Origin of the sequence: Bacillus sanguinis (assembly GCF_018332475.1) — a bacterium.
Classification (GTDB): Bacteria; Bacillota; Bacilli; order Bacillales; family Bacillaceae_G; genus Bacillus_A; species Bacillus_A sanguinis.
The window spans coordinates 1-14,557 of record NZ_BOQB01000202.1 but is presented as its reverse complement, the minus strand read 5'-3'; the positions used below and the strand labels follow the sequence as shown (position 1 = coordinate 14,557).

The 14,557-nt window shown below is 35.2% G+C and carries 15 protein-coding genes and 1 pseudogene; 14 read left to right on the top strand and 2 right to left on the bottom strand.

Annotated elements, in window-relative coordinates; translation table 11 throughout:
* Positions 1-185: 185 nt before the first annotated feature.
* The 4 genes from KI369_RS20530 to KI369_RS20515 all read left to right on the top strand — a co-directional run bounded on the left by KI369_RS20530 (position 186) and on the right by KI369_RS20515 (position 3,043).
* Positions 186-437 carry a hypothetical protein gene (locus tag KI369_RS20530; RefSeq protein ID WP_000548621.1) on the top strand — a complete coding sequence of 84 codons (252 nt, stop codon included), beginning with the start codon at positions 186-188 and terminating at the stop codon, positions 435-437.
* A 186-nt stretch (positions 438-623) separates the two neighbouring features.
* Positions 624-1,349 (top strand): ABC transporter ATP-binding protein, encoded by a 726-nt coding sequence (locus tag KI369_RS20525; RefSeq protein ID WP_212957207.1) that lies wholly within the window; start codon positions 624-626, stop codon positions 1,347-1,349.
* Complete coding sequence (locus KI369_RS20520) at positions 1,346-2,365, top strand: ABC transporter permease (protein ID WP_212957206.1); 1,020 nt, start codon at positions 1,346-1,348, stop codon at positions 2,363-2,365. The genes KI369_RS20525 and KI369_RS20520 overlap by 4 nt, the downstream gene beginning before the upstream one ends.
* Before the next feature lie 24 nt (positions 2,366-2,389).
* Positions 2,390-3,043, top strand: a complete 654-nt coding sequence (locus tag KI369_RS20515) for a TetR/AcrR family transcriptional regulator (protein ID WP_212957205.1) — start codon at positions 2,390-2,392, stop codon at positions 3,041-3,043.
* Between the two features lie 113 nt (positions 3,044-3,156).
* Here the strand turns inward: KI369_RS20515 and KI369_RS20510 are convergent, their stop codons facing one another.
* The gene (locus tag KI369_RS20510) at positions 3,157-3,456 is read right to left on the bottom strand and encodes a WGxxGxxG family protein (protein WP_212957204.1); all 300 of its coding nucleotides are present in this window, start codon (positions 3,454-3,456) and stop codon (positions 3,157-3,159) included.
* 172 nt (positions 3,457-3,628) lie between these two features.
* Positions 3,629-4,144: a DUF3231 family protein gene (locus tag KI369_RS20505; protein WP_212957203.1), complete on the bottom strand. Its 516-nt coding sequence runs from the start codon at positions 4,142-4,144 to the stop codon at positions 3,629-3,631.
* A gap of 465 nt (positions 4,145-4,609) precedes the next feature.
* Here KI369_RS20505 and KI369_RS20500 point away from each other — a divergent pair, with 465 nt between their 5' ends.
* The 10 genes and pseudogenes from KI369_RS20500 to KI369_RS29535 all read left to right on the top strand — a co-directional run.
* Positions 4,610-5,578 carry a YbgA family protein gene (locus KI369_RS20500; RefSeq protein WP_212957202.1) on the top strand — a complete coding sequence of 323 codons (969 nt, stop codon included), beginning with the start codon at positions 4,610-4,612 and terminating at the stop codon, positions 5,576-5,578.
* A gap of 216 nt (positions 5,579-5,794) precedes the next feature.
* Positions 5,795-6,940: an acyl-CoA dehydrogenase gene (locus tag KI369_RS20495; RefSeq protein WP_000397279.1), complete on the top strand. Its 1,146-nt coding sequence runs from the start codon at positions 5,795-5,797 to the stop codon at positions 6,938-6,940.
* 15 nt (positions 6,941-6,955) lie between these two features.
* Entirely contained in the window at positions 6,956-8,293 is a 1,338-nt protein-coding gene (locus KI369_RS20490; RefSeq protein ID WP_212957201.1) for an acetyl-CoA carboxylase biotin carboxylase subunit, read from the top strand.
* A gap of 26 nt (positions 8,294-8,319) precedes the next feature.
* Positions 8,320-8,535 carry an acetyl-CoA carboxylase biotin carboxyl carrier protein subunit gene (locus KI369_RS20485; protein WP_001985297.1) on the top strand — a complete coding sequence of 72 codons (216 nt, stop codon included), beginning with the start codon at positions 8,320-8,322 and terminating at the stop codon, positions 8,533-8,535.
* Positions 8,536-8,556: 21 nt separating this feature from the next.
* On the top strand, positions 8,557-9,468 hold the full coding sequence (gene mvaB, locus KI369_RS20480) for a hydroxymethylglutaryl-CoA lyase (RefSeq protein WP_212957200.1): 912 nt from the start codon (positions 8,557-8,559) through the stop codon (positions 9,466-9,468).
* Between the two features lie 4 nt (positions 9,469-9,472).
* A complete protein-coding gene (locus KI369_RS20475) occupies positions 9,473-10,261 on the top strand; it encodes an enoyl-CoA hydratase (protein ID WP_212957199.1) in 789 nt (262 codons plus the stop codon).
* A gap of 2 nt (positions 10,262-10,263) precedes the next feature.
* Entirely contained in the window at positions 10,264-11,805 is a 1,542-nt protein-coding gene (locus KI369_RS20470) for an acyl-CoA carboxylase subunit beta (RefSeq protein ID WP_212957198.1), read from the top strand.
* 49 nt (positions 11,806-11,854) lie between these two features.
* On the top strand, positions 11,855-13,795 hold the full coding sequence (locus KI369_RS20465; RefSeq protein WP_212957197.1) for an AMP-binding protein: 1,941 nt from the start codon (positions 11,855-11,857) through the stop codon (positions 13,793-13,795).
* 169 nt (positions 13,796-13,964) lie between these two features.
* Positions 13,965-14,294 (top strand): exosporium protein ExsK, encoded by a 330-nt coding sequence (gene exsK, locus KI369_RS20460; protein ID WP_000535709.1) that lies wholly within the window; start codon positions 13,965-13,967, stop codon positions 14,292-14,294.
* Positions 14,295-14,414: 120 nt separating this feature from the next.
* Positions 14,415-14,557: pseudogene (locus KI369_RS29535) on the top strand (GNAT family N-acetyltransferase); the annotation flags it as partial.

Below are 14,557 nucleotides of genomic sequence, written 5' to 3'. Positions count from 1 at the left end.
TAAAGTTTCACTTTATATTCTGTACAAGTTAACATTACAATTTTGTTAAAAATTTTCTACGTTACATAAAGTAACAAAATTTGACCCGAAGAGTTTGTTATAGTGTAAATAATCAAAAAACTCAAAAATTAGTCGAGTGAAAATTGTGATAAAGAATCTGTATAAAAACATAAAGGGGTGTACACATGCACAAAGAATATGAAATTGAAGAGTATACGGCGATTGAGGAACAAATACATTATTATTGTAAATGTTTATTAGTAAGTCATCCTGATCAAATTATAAAGTACTTGGAAAAAAGATTAGAAAAATATGCGGAAACATTACAATATGCACATTTATATCCCGACACAGTGATTTTACCGTTACAGCAATTAGTTATCGAATATTCTTTAGACGTTGCTAGAATTAGGAAGTATATGAATTTAAAAACATAAAGAAAAATATATAGTTTAAATGAAACAGAGTCGACTTTAAGAAATGATATTCTAATGTCGACTCTGTTTCATTGTTTAAAATTGTTGATTGAAAATGAATATTAATCAATAAAGTTTGACATATAATTACGCAAGAATAAAATAAAAGTGAGTACTCACTCATTTCGTTAAAAAGGGGGATTTTGAATGCAACAATCTTCAATTATTTTGCAAGATGTATCCAAAAGTTTTGGAAAAAAAGAAGTACTGCATAACATTTCATTGCAAGTAGAAAAAGCAGAGATTTTTGGTTTGGTTGGGCCTTCCGGTTCAGGTAAAACAACGCTAATTAAAATGATTGCAGGTATTAATGAGGCAAAGGAAGGTGAAGTGTTTGTTTACAACACGAACATGCCTAATTTAAATGTAATGAAAAGAATTGGTTATATGGCTCAGGCTGATGCATTATACGAAGAATTATCAGCATATGAAAATGCAGATTTTATGGCAACGATGTACGGATTAAAGGGAAAGTATAAAAAAGAAAGAATTGCAGAGGTTTTTGACCTTGTTCAATTATCACAACATATGAAAAAACAAGTGCAGCATTTTTCAGGCGGAATGAAGAAGCGTTTATCATTAGCGGTAGCCCTTCTTCATGAACCGGAAATATTAATTTTAGATGAGCCAACAGTGGGAATAGATCCACTTCTTAGAAAAACAATCTGGAAAGAATTTTATAATCTAAAAAAGAAAGGCACAACAATTATTGTAACGACACACATTATGGACGAAGCTGAATTTTGTGAACGCCTAGGGTTAATTAGAGAAGGAAAGCTAGTTGCGATTGGAGCACCTGGTGAATTGAAAAAGCGGGTATCATCAGGACGGATTGAAGATGTCTTTTTGTTAGAAGAGGTGGCTCTATCATGAGAGTTATCGGTGTAATCATTCGTATTATTCGCCAATTTTTTCGAGATAAGCGTTCGCTAGCGATGATGTTCGGAGCACCTATGTTATTACTTTGGTTATTATCGCTAGTGTTTACACAAAAAGACTATGTACCACATATCGCAGTTGTTGATATGCCCGCTCAGGTAATAAAAGTGATGAAAAATCAGGAAGCGTCAATTTATGAATATAGTAAAGAAAAGGCAATGTCTGAGCTGGAAAAACAAAAGATAGATGCAGTATTTCGTTTAGAAAATGGAAAAATGAATATTGTATTAGAAGGTAGTGATTCGTCAAAAAATCGTGCTGTGCTTCAAGTTTTACAAAAGAGCATAGAAAAGAATGATGTATCAGTTATGAAGCCTGAAGTAAATTATTTACATGGCTCTAAAGACTTTACAATGTTTGATGGGCTTGGTCCTGTATTAATCGGTTTCTTTACATTTTTCTTTGTATTTATATTGTCCGGAGTTTCTTTCGTAAGAGAACGTTTAAGTGGTACTTTAGAAAGATTATTATCGACTCCAATTAAAAGATGGGAAATAGTTGTAGGATATATTATTGGTTTTGGGATCTTTGCATTTATACAATCCATTATAATTGTAAGTTTTTCAGTTTATATTTTAGACTTGTATGTAGCTGGCTCTATATGGCTAACCCTACTTATTACATGCATGCTTTCCTTAACAGCATTAACTTTAGGGACGTTTTTATCAGCATACGCAAATAATGAATTTCAAATGATTCAGTTTATACCGCTTGTCATCGTGCCACAAATTTTCTTTTCTGGGCTGTTTCCAATTGAATCTATGAATAAGTGGCTTCAAATGTTAGGGAAATTATTCCCGCTCACATATGGTGCTGACGCAATGAGACAAGTGATGATTCGAAATCAAGGATTTACAGAGATTGCATTAGATTTAACTGTTTTACTATTTTTCTCAGTATTATTTACAATAGGAAATGTATTTGCATTAAAGAAACATCGAAAAATATAATGATGATACAAAGGGGCATTATAGATGAAGAAGGATTGGCTAGAAGAATTAATTGCTGCAACAAATACGGATAAACGAAATGAACGTCAAATGCGTATATTAGAGGCAGCTGTTGATATGTTTGGAGAAAAAGGATATGCTTCCACTTCAACAAGTGAAATTGCAAAGCGTGCTGGTGTAGCGGAAGGAACAATATTCCGCTACTATAAAACGAAAAAAGATTTATTGTTAGCAGTCGTCATGCCGACATTAACAAAGTTTGCTGCACCATTTTTCGTACAAGCTTTCGCAAAGGAGATATTTAAATCGGAGTATGAATCATATGAAGGGCTTCTAAGAGTTGTTATTCATAATCGTTTTGAATTTGCAAAAAAGCATTTTCCAATGATAAAGATATTAATTCAAGAAGTGCCATTTCAGCCAGAATTGAAAAATGAAATACAACATTTAGTAGAAACAGAATTGCTTTCCCATTTTAAAAAGTTAATTGTAAAATTTCAAGAGGAAGGAGAGATTATTGAAATACCCCCAACCTCTGTATTACGACTTACTTTATCAGCTGTATTAGGACTACTATTAACACGTTTTTTATTATTGCCTGAAGAAAAATGGGATGATGATGTGGAAATTGAACATACGATTCAATTTATATTGTTTGGAATAACGCCACGAATTTAATCTTAAATTACATATTTTACATTTAAAAAATAATAAATCGCCTTTAAAAAGGCGATTTATATTCATTATATATTTTTGATAAATAAGTACTTGTTTACTAAAAATGTTCCAAATTAACGTGTTTCTTTGTCTCTTCTTCTAAGACCTAATAATCCTGCTAGTCCTAATAAACCGAGCCAAGCCCAATTATTATTTTTATCACGATTATCATTTAAATCATTTGTCGTATTTACATTTCGAGTTCTCAAATCATTATTAACTCTGTCAAAGTTATTGTCATTAACTCGAGTTGAAATGTCAGTGTTATTAACTCTATTCATATTATTTCCATCGTATTCAGCTTGTGCAGATGTACCTAAAAACATAAAAGATAGTGCTAAAACACTTAAAATAGATGATAAATTCTTCTTCATGGTTTTCCCTTCCTTTCTTATGTATTAATTTCTCCAGTACTTTTGTACATTATACGTACCACAGTATCTAAATCATAAAGTTAAAGTTATTAGAACTATCTTTAATTTCCGTTATTAAACGGACAGGTAAATATAATGAAGCGGTTAACAAAAGTTAACCGCTTACGCCATGTTATGCTTGATCAGATTGAAGAACATGTAAAGGAGGAGGAATAACCCAACCTTTTTTCTTATTTAATCGTAGTAAAGTAGCACCTGCTTGTGCTTTTTTCATATGGAATTGTCCAAACATCATTCCTACGTCTTCTCGAAGTGATTGTCCCATTGCTTGGCTACATGCTACTAGTCCAGCAGCAAGATCCATAGAAACTTTAGCTGCAATTTCTGCGTCATTAATACGAGCACCAGGAGGGATTGTTTCAATAGATGCAACTGGACGTTCTGGAGGCGCTGGTGGTAATGCCACACCGTTTGATTTTAACAAGTTTTTTAGTTCTTCAACTTCTGATTGGATATCATTTTCTATAAGATTTTCTAAAAACTTTTTTAAGTCCTCGTCTCCAGTATGATTGACAAGAACTTGGTAACCAGCAATTGCACCTTGTGCTCCTGCAAGATAACTCCAAATTGCAAAGACTTCTCCGTAATGCATTGGTTCATTTTGAGGATTACCACTTAATACTCCCATTTTAATATGCCTCCTTAAACTGAATGGATTTTTTGAAATGTTTTTTACCAAAGAAAAAATGCTTCTGAAAATGTTCCGTAATAAAGAAAGTAGGCTTCTAAAATTCATTTGGAACACCCTAACTACAAGTAATACTTTCTCAGTCTATAATGTACAAATATAAAGAATATATTCCAAATAACTTGGGATTAAAATTCGTATTAAGACTTATTTTAATTTAAATGTATAGAGGAGAGGAAGAAATCTGTAAATATGCTAGTAAAGATGGATTGTGTTTAGACAAAAAAGTATTAACAAGGTTGTACAAGAACTTGCTAATACATATACGAAATAGATTTGAATTGCAGTTGATATAGCATTAAATTTATAGTTATTATAAAAATAATCAATATAAACAGATTTTGCTTAAGAAACTAATATCAGTACAATTTATATTGTATGGATTGATACCATGGAGGTAATGAAATGCGGCAATTTGCAAAACCTACAATCGTCGTAAGTAAATGTTTAGAATTTGATGCTTGTCGTTATAATGGAGAGATGATTCCGGATGTAACAATACGAAATTTGCAGCCATTTGTTACATTTATACCTGTTTGTCCAGAAGTCGAGATTGGATTGGGGACTCCTCGTGAAACGATACGAATTGTAGAAGAAAACGGTTTGAATAAACTTGTACAACCGTCGACACGAGAAGACGTCACTGAAAAAATGGAGCAATTTTCAAATGAATTTTTAAAAACGATATCGGATGTGGATGGTTTTATTTTAAAGAATCGCTCGCCAAGTTGTGGTACGCGTGATGTGAAAATTTATTCTGGTTTTGAAAAAGCGCCAGCAAAGGGAAAGGGACCAGGCTTATTTGGTGGAGCAGTAATAAAAAAATTTTCGCATCTTCCAATTGAAGAAGAAGGCAGATTGTCGAATTTTATTATTAGAGAGCATTTCTTTACAAGGTTATTTACGATCGCATATTACAAGATGATTAAACATAATAAAAATATGAAAGACCTCGTATCGTTTCAGTCGGATAATAAATATTTATTTATGGCATATAATCAGGTGAAACAAAAGGAATTAGGGCGTATTATTGCAAATCAAAAAAATGAAACGATCGAAGTTGTATTTGAAAACTATGAGAAGACTTTATATGAATTACTTATGCGCACACCCCGCTATACATCGAATGTAAATGTATGTGAGCATATTTTTGGATACTTTAAAACAAAGTTGAAAAAACAAGAAAAAGATCATTTTTTAAATTTAATACAAAAGTATATAGAAAAGAAAATTCCGCTTAGTAGCTTACTTGCAATATTAAAATCATGGGCTCTTCGATTTGATGAAAAGTATTTATTAAGACAAACATATTTCGAACCATATCCTGAAGCTTTAGTAGAAATTTCAGATTCAGGTAAAGGTAGAGATTATTAAACATAAAATTACATAATCCGACAAGAAAACTCCTATGTTGTTGTAGAACAATGTAGGAATTTTTTTGTGCATTAGTACAGAATCTGTTTTAAAATTAAGTTATGACAGAATTATAGCAATTATCTAACTAATATTTTTGTCTTTTAATTCGTAATGTTTGTAGTAGAAACTCGCACGCTGTCGAAACTCAATATTCGATAAGGGGTGTGTAGCGGAATGGAATTTACTCTAACTCGCGAAAAACAAATGATTAAAGAAATGGTACGTGACTTTGCTGAAAAGGAAATCGCACCGAAAGCTGTGTATTATGACAAAACTGCGGAATTTCCATATGAAACATTTCAAAAAATGGGCGAACTAGGATTATTAGGCATCCCATTCCCTGAAGAGTATGGAGGTTCAGGTGGCGATACTGTATCGTACGCGCTAGCAGTTGAAGAAATTGGTCGTGCTTGTGGTGGCACAGGACTAAGTTACGCTGCAACAATTTCATTAGGTGCTTCTCCAATTTATTATTTCGGTACAGAAGAACAAAAACAGAAATATTTAGTTCCGATGGCATCAGGTAAAACGTTAGGTGCTTTCGGATTAACTGAGCCGAACGCTGGATCTGATGCAGGCGGCACACAAACGAAAGCTGTATTAGATGGCGATGAATATGTAATTAGTGGTGAGAAGTGTTGGATTACAAATGCAGAGTATGCAAATACAATTATTGTAACCGCTGTCAACGGTATTGAAGAGAATGGTAGAAAACGTATTTCTGCATTTATCGTACCGACTACTAGTGAAGGATTAACAATCTCAAGCCCTTACGATAAGATGGGCGTACGTGCTTCTAATACATGTGAAATCGTACTGGATGGTGTACGTGTACCGAAAGAAAATATTCTTGGTGATGTAAATAAAGGATTTAAACAATTCTTATATACACTTGATGGAGGACGCATTTCAATCGCAGCATTAGCTGTTGGTATTGCGCAATCTGCATTTGAACGTGCACTGCAATATGCGAAAGAACGTCAACAATTTGGAAAGTCAATCTCTAATTTCCAAGCGATTCAATTTAAATTAGCTGATATGGCGACTGAAGTAGAACTTGCGCGTAATTTAGTACATAAAGCAGCTTGGTTAAAAGATAACGATAAACCTTTCGGTAAAGAAGCGGCTATGGCAAAACTTTTCGCATCTGAGGCTGCTAGTCGTATTGCAAATCAAGCGGTACAAATTCACGGTGGATATGGCTATATGCGTGAATATGAAGTAGAACGACATATTCGTGATGCAAAACTATTAGAAATTGGTGAAGGAACTTCTGAAATTCAACGTCTCGTAATTGCTAGACATTTAGGATGTAGATAAAAAGGAGGAATCACTATGTTTCAAAAAATATTAATTGCTAATCGCGGGGAAATCGCAGTTCGTATTATGAAAACTTGTCAAAAACTTGGCATTCGCACTGTTGCTATTTATTCTGAGGCTGATGAAAATGCCCTGCATGTAAAAATGGCAAATGAAGCTTACTTAGTAGGTGGACCGCGTGTCCAAGAAAGCTATTTAAACCTTGAAAAAATTATTGAAATCGCTAAGAAGACAAATGCTGAAGCAATCCATCCAGGGTATGGTTTATTATCAGAGAATCCGTCTTTTCCGGTTCGCTGTAAAGAAGAAGGAATTGTATTTATCGGACCATCAGAAGAAATCATAACGAAGATGGGAAGTAAAATCGAATCTCGTATTGCAATGCAAGCTGCAGATGTCCCAGTAGTTCCAGGTATTACTACAAATATTGAAACTGCTGAAGAAGCAATTGAAATTGCGAAACAGATTGGTTATCCATTAATGCTGAAGGCATCCGCAGGCGGCGGAGGCATTGGAATGCAGTTGATGGAAACTGAGCAAACGCTCACCAAAGCATTTGAAAGTAACAAAACAAGAGCGCAAAACTTCTTCGGTAACGGAGAAATGTATTTAGAGCGCTATATTGCAGATGCACACCATATTGAAATTCAGCTTTTAGCAGATACACATGGTAACACAGTGTATTTATGGGAGCGTGAATGTTCCGTACAGCGCCGAAATCAGAAAGTAATTGAAGAAGCACCTTCACCATTTTTAGATGAAGGTACGCGAAAAGCGATGGGTGAAGTTGCTGTACAAGCTGCCAAAGCTCTAGGATATACAAATGCAGGTACAGTTGAGTTTCTAGTAGATGATCAGAAGAACTTCTATTTCTTAGAGATGAATACGAGATTACAAGTAGAGCATCCAGTTACTGAAGAAATTACTGGTTTAGATCTTGTAGAACAACAACTTTTAATTGCATATGGTGAGAAATTATCGTTTACACAAGATGATGTAAAACGCAGTGGTCATGCCATCGAGGCACGTATTTATGCAGAAGATCCGAAAACTTTCTTCCCATCACCGGGGAAAATTACAGATTTAACACTTCCAACAAATGTACGTATTGATCACTTTTTGGAGAATCAAGTAACAATTACACCTTTCTATGATCCAATGATTGCGAAAGTCATTGCTCATGGTGAAAATCGTGAAGAAGCAATTTCTAAATTACATGATGCTTTAGAAGAATTAAAAGTAGAAGGTATTAAAACGAACACGCCAATGCTAATTCAAGTATTGGAAGATGATGTGTTCAAAAGTGGTATTTATACAACGGGTTTTGTAACGAAACAACTTGTTAAAAAATAAGGTTTAACAATATTAAGGGGGAAAAAATGATGACGAAAGTATATGCATCGATGGCAGGAAATGTATGGAAAATTGTTGTAGGAGTAGGAGATACAGTAGAGGAAGAGCAGGATGTCGTCATTTTGGAATCTATGAAAATGGAAATTCCAATCGTTTCAGAAGAAGCTGGCACAGTTATGAAAATTAATGTGCAAGAAGGCGATTTTGTAAATGAAGGAGATGTATTACTAGAAATTGAATAGGGAGATATAGGGGGAAGCGAATTGAAACTACCTAATTTTGCTGTCATTAAAGAAGTCGGGCCACGTGATGGCTTACAAAATGAAAAAAAGATTGTTGGCACAAAAGATAAAGTAAAATGGATTCAACTACTTACAGAGGCGGGATTATCGTACGTTGAAGTTTCCTCATTCGTTCACCCTAAATGGGTTCCTGCATTAGCAGATGCAAATGATGTGTTTTCTGAGCTGAAAAGGGATCCTAATGTTACTTATGCAGCGCTTGTTCCAAATCAAAATGGTTTGGAACGAGCTTTTTTGCAAAATGTAGATGAGGTGAATGTTTTTTTATCAGCAAGTGAATCTCATAATAAAAGTAATATTAATAAATCCATTAAAGAAGCATTAGTTGTCATTGAAGATATAACAAAACAGGCGTTATTTGAAGGTAAAAAGGTAAGAGGCTATGTTTCTACTGTATTTGGATGTCCTTATGAAGGGGATATAAGCGTCATAGCAGTTGACGAATTATGTAATCAACTATTTTCATATGGCATTTATGAAGTATCTCTTGGTGATACGATTGGTGTAGCAAATCCGTTACAAGTAGAGCAAGTATTGGAGCATCTATTAAAGAAATATGATGCTTCACAGTTTGCAATGCACTTCCATAATACGTACGGAATGGCTCTGGCGAATGTAGTTAAGTCTTTAGAATATGGTATTGCAACATTTGATAGTTCTTGTGGTGGTCTTGGGGGCTGTCCATATGCACCGGGAGCATCAGGTAATGTTGCAACTGATGACTTAGTTCATATGCTCCATAAGTTAGGGGTCCAAACGAATATTGATGAAGAGAAGTTATTGAGAGCAAGTCAATTTATTCAAAGTAAATTAAATATCCAATTACCGAGTCATGTGTATAGAGCGCTTCAACATAAAACGATAAGCAGGTGAGAAGATGCTACAATTGCAAAACATTTCAGTTGATTATGTAACACCTCACGTTGTAAAGATTTCATTAAATCGTGAAAGTCAAGCAAACTCATTATCTTTAGTGTTATTAGAAGAGTTACAAAACATATTAACTCAAATAAGTGAAGAGTCAAATACTCGTGTAGTTATTTTAACAGGGACTGGTGAAAAAGCATTTTGTGCCGGAGCTGATTTAAAAGAACGTGCTGGCATGAATGAAGAACAAGTTCGTCATGCTGTTAGTATGATTCGCACTACTATGGAAATGGTTGAACAATTACCACAGCCAGTTATTGCTGCTATAAATGGCATCGCACTTGGTGGTGGTACGGAATTAAGTTTAGCTTGTGATTTTAGAATTGCGGCTGAATCAGCAAGTCTTGGTCTTACTGAAACTACACTTGCAATTATACCAGGAGCAGGTGGTACACAGCGTTTACCGAGATTAGTTGGTGCTGGTAGAGCGAAAGAATTAATTTATACAGGAAGACGTATTTCGGCGCAAGAAGCAAAAGAATATGGTTTAGTAGAATTTGTTGTACCAGCTCATTTACTTGAAGAGAAAGCGATTGAAATGGCAGAGAAAATTGCTAGTAATGGTCCTATTGCTGTTCGATTAGCAAAAGAAGCAATTTCAAACGGTATTCAAGTTGATTTACATACCGGATTACAAATGGAAAAACAAGCGTATGAAGGTGTAATCCATACGAAAGATAGATTAGAAGGATTACAAGCATTCAAGGAAAAACGCACACCAATGTATAAGGGGGAGTAAATATGTTAGACCAAAAACAACAATCGAATACATTTGAAGAACGAGTTGAAACGATTAAACAAGGCGGTGCACCAAAATACCATGAACAAAACAAAGCAAAAGGAAAACTATTCGTTCGAGATCGCTTAGCTCTATTATTCGATAATGGTGAATATGTAGAAGACGCATTATTTGCAAATTGTGAACAAACAGGTCTTCCAGCTGATGGTGTTATAACGGCAACGGGTAAAATACATGGTCGTACTGCATGCGTGATGGCAAATGATTCAACGGTAAAAGCAGGATCATGGGGGGCACGAACAGTTGAAAAGATTTTACGTATTCAAGAAACGGCAGAAAAATTACGTGTTCCGTTATTTTATTTAGTTGATTCTGCTGGGGCACGTATTACTGATCAAGTAGAAATGTTCCCAGGGCGCCGTGGTGCAGGAAGAATCTTCTACAATCAAGTGAAATTATCAGGTAAAGTTCCTCAAGTATGCTTATTATTTGGACCTTCTGCAGCTGGTGGTGCATATATTCCAGCCTTTTGTGACGTTGTCATGATGGTAGAAGGTAACGCATCTATGTATTTAGGATCTCCTCGTATGGCTGAGATGGTTATCGGTGAGAAGGTAACTTTAGAAGAGATGGGCGGAGCTCGTATGCATTGCTCTGTATCAGGATGCGGAGATGTTTTATGTAAAACAGAAGAAGATGCGATTACACAAGCAAGACAATACATTTCATATTTTCCAAACAACTACTTAGAAAAGACTCCATTGGTTACACCTCAAGAACCGAAACAATTCGAAAAAACGTTAGAACAAATCATTCCAGAAAATCAAAATGCTCCTTTCAATATGAAAGATCTCATTAATAGGGTTATTGATGAAGGTTCTTTCTATGAAGTGAAAAAATTATTTGCTCAAGAACTCATTACAGGCTTAGCACGTATTGATGGTAAGCCTGTTGGTATTATTGCAAATCAACCGCGTATGAAAGGCGGCGTATTATTCCACGATTCAGCTGATAAAGCAGCGAAGTTTATTAATTTATGCGATGCATATCATATTCCATTATTATTCCTTGCAGATGTACCTGGATTTATGATTGGTACAAAAGTAGAGCGTGCTGGTATTATTCGCCACGGTGCAAAAATGATCTCTGCAATGAGTGAAGCAACTGTACCGAAAATTTCTATCGTTGTTCGTAAAGCATATGGTGCTGGTTTATATGCAATGGCAGGCCCAGCCTTTGAACCAGATTGTTGTCTTGCATTACCGACAGCTTCTATTGCGGTAATGGGTCCAGAAGCAGCGGTTAATGCTGTATATGCAAATAAGATTGCAGCTTTACCAGAAGAAGAGCGTGATAGCTTCATTGCTGAAAAACGCGAAGAGTATAAGAAAGATATTGATATTTACCATTTAGCATCAGAGATGGTCATTGATGGTATTGTTCATCCAAACAATTTAAGAGAAGAGTTAAAAGGAAGATTCGAAATGTATATGAGTAAATATCAAGTATTTACGGATCGTAAACATCCTGTTTATCCAGTTTAAAAGCCCTATTTAGGGCTTTCTTGCTCAAAAAGTCAAGGAGGGGAAAGCATTGAGACAAGCAGTTTGGTTTCCAACAGAAGAGTATAAAGAAAAAACACGTTTATATGGTTGGATGAAGTCATTGGGTTATGAAGATTATGAAACGTTTTATAATAAATCTATTGAAGAAACAGCTTGGTTTTGGGGAGAAGCTGAGAAAGCAGTTGGGTATCAATGGATGAAACCTTATACAGAAGTGCTAGATTTAGAAAATGGTACGCCGTTTGCACAGTGGTATAATGGCGGAACATGTAACGTTGTAGAGTCAGTTTTATCACGCTGGCTTGCAGATGATGAAACAAGAACACAACCAGCACTTCAGTATGAAGGGGAAAATGGAACTTCAAAATCATTTACATATGAAGAACTTGACAGCTGGGTAAGTCGCGTTGCAAATGGTTTGAAACATGCGGGTATTGAAAAAGGCGACCGAGTAACAATTTATATGCCAATGATTCCAGAAACAGTTGTTGCGATGCTAGCTGTAATGAAAATCGGAGCAATTATTTCACCAATATTCTCAGGATTTGCGTCTGATGCAGTCATGACACGCGTGCAAGCAGCAGGATCAAAGATGATCATTACTGCAGATGGTTTTTCACGCCGAGGTAAGATTGTTTCATTAAAAGATGAAGTAGATAAAGCTTGTGAGCATTGTCCAACTGTTGAAAAAGTCGTTATCGTGCGCCACGCAGGAAATGATTTTACACCGCATGATTATGATTTCTCATGGAGTACGTTAGAAAAAGAAAAGCCATTTGTACATGCTGAAGAAATGCATAGTGACGATCCGTTAATGCTCATTTATACATCAGGTACAACTGGAAAACCGAAAGGGACCGTACATACTCATGCTGGTTTCCCTTTGAAAGCAGCATTTGATGCAGGGTTTGGAATGAATATAAAACAGGGTGACCGAGTATTATGGGTAACTGATATGGGATGGATGATGGGGCCATTTTTACTATTCGGTTCTCTCATTAATGGAGCGACGATGGTTATGTACGAAGGTGTTCCAGACTTCCCGGAGGCAGATCGTTTATGGGAGACAGTTGATAAATATGAAATTACACATCTCGGTATATCACCAACATTAATTCGTGCATTAATGGCAAAAGGCGATGAGTATGTAAATAAACATTCACTTAAGAGTTTAGAAGTATTCGCATCAACAGGTGAACCTTGGAATCCAGACCCTTGGATGTGGCTATTTGAAACAGTTGGAAAAAATAATGTACCAATTTGTAACTATTCAGGTGGCACTGAAATTTCAGGTGGGATTTTCGGGAACGTTCTAATTAAACCAATTGCACCGATTAGTTTCAATGCATCTTTACCAGGAATGGCAGCGGTTGTACTCAATGATCAAGGGAATCCAATTCGTGATGAAGTTGGAGAATTATGTTTAGAGAAACCTTGGGTTGGTATGACGAAGAGTTTCTGGGAAGACGATGAGCGATATGTGAATACATATTGGTCACGTTTTGAAAATAAATGGGTTCATGGTGACTGGGTGATTTATGATGGTGAACAATATATTATTACAGGGCGCTCAGATGATACGTTAAACATTGCTGGGAAACGTATTGGACCCGCAGAATATGAATCTATTCTAGTGAAGCATAATGATGTCATAGAAGCTGCCGCGATTGGTGTACCTGATGATGTAAAAGGTGAAGTTTGTCATTGTTTTGTTGTATTAAGGGACAATGTAACATTCACAGGAGAGTTAAAGAAAGAATTAATGAGTTTAGTAAACTCTCATATTGGAAAAGCATTATGTCCAAAAGATATTCACGTTGTAGAAGATTTACCGAAAACACGTAATTCTAAAGTAATGCGACGCGTTATTAAAGCCGCTTATTTAGGAAAAGAATTAGGCGATTTATCATCACTTGTGAATCCTGAGGTAGTTCCGTTTATTCAGGGGTTGCAGTCTAGTAAATTATAAAATTAAAGCATGTATAATGTGAACTGACCTCTAATAATTAGAGGTCAGTTTTTATGTATACAGGATAGTTTAGTACATGTGTTTGTTTTTTCTTTTCTATGTTTTTGCCTCGTACACTTTGAAGCTAGTGGACATACTATATTAATAGAAATGACTAGGGGGTGAGATTTTGGGATCTCGTTATAGTAATTCTAGAAAAAAGTGTTCATGTAAACAGTGTTCAGGCAAACAGGATGATTGTTGGGATGTTTTTGAAGAGTGTAAAAAAGAACATGAAGAGCAAAATAAGGCATGTGACTGTTGCTGTGTACAAGGAATTAGAGATGAGCTGAGAAAGTTAGTAAACAGATCAGTGCGTATTACAACAGGAAGTAATAATTATGCAGGAACTGTTTCTTCAGTCACTTGTGATGTTGTAAAGCTTGCTAATAGTGCTGGGGTAGTTACAGTAATTATTTCAGTTTGTAAAATTGAAGCGATTGAAGCATTATTAACATAAGAAACATGGCATAATTGGGCTATGTTTTTTTGTAAAGCCATTCTTTTGAATGGCTTTATTTTATTTTCATATAAAGGAGAATATATTCTTTATATAGAAATAAGTTTGGGGTTATAAAGTATAATTTACGAAAGGAGCATAAAAATGATTAAACTAGAGTCCTTTAAAAAGTCTGATTTCAAACAATTAATAGGTTGGATTGATTCCGAAGAATTTTTAATACAATGGTCAGGAAATGCATTTACATATCCCCTAAATGAAGA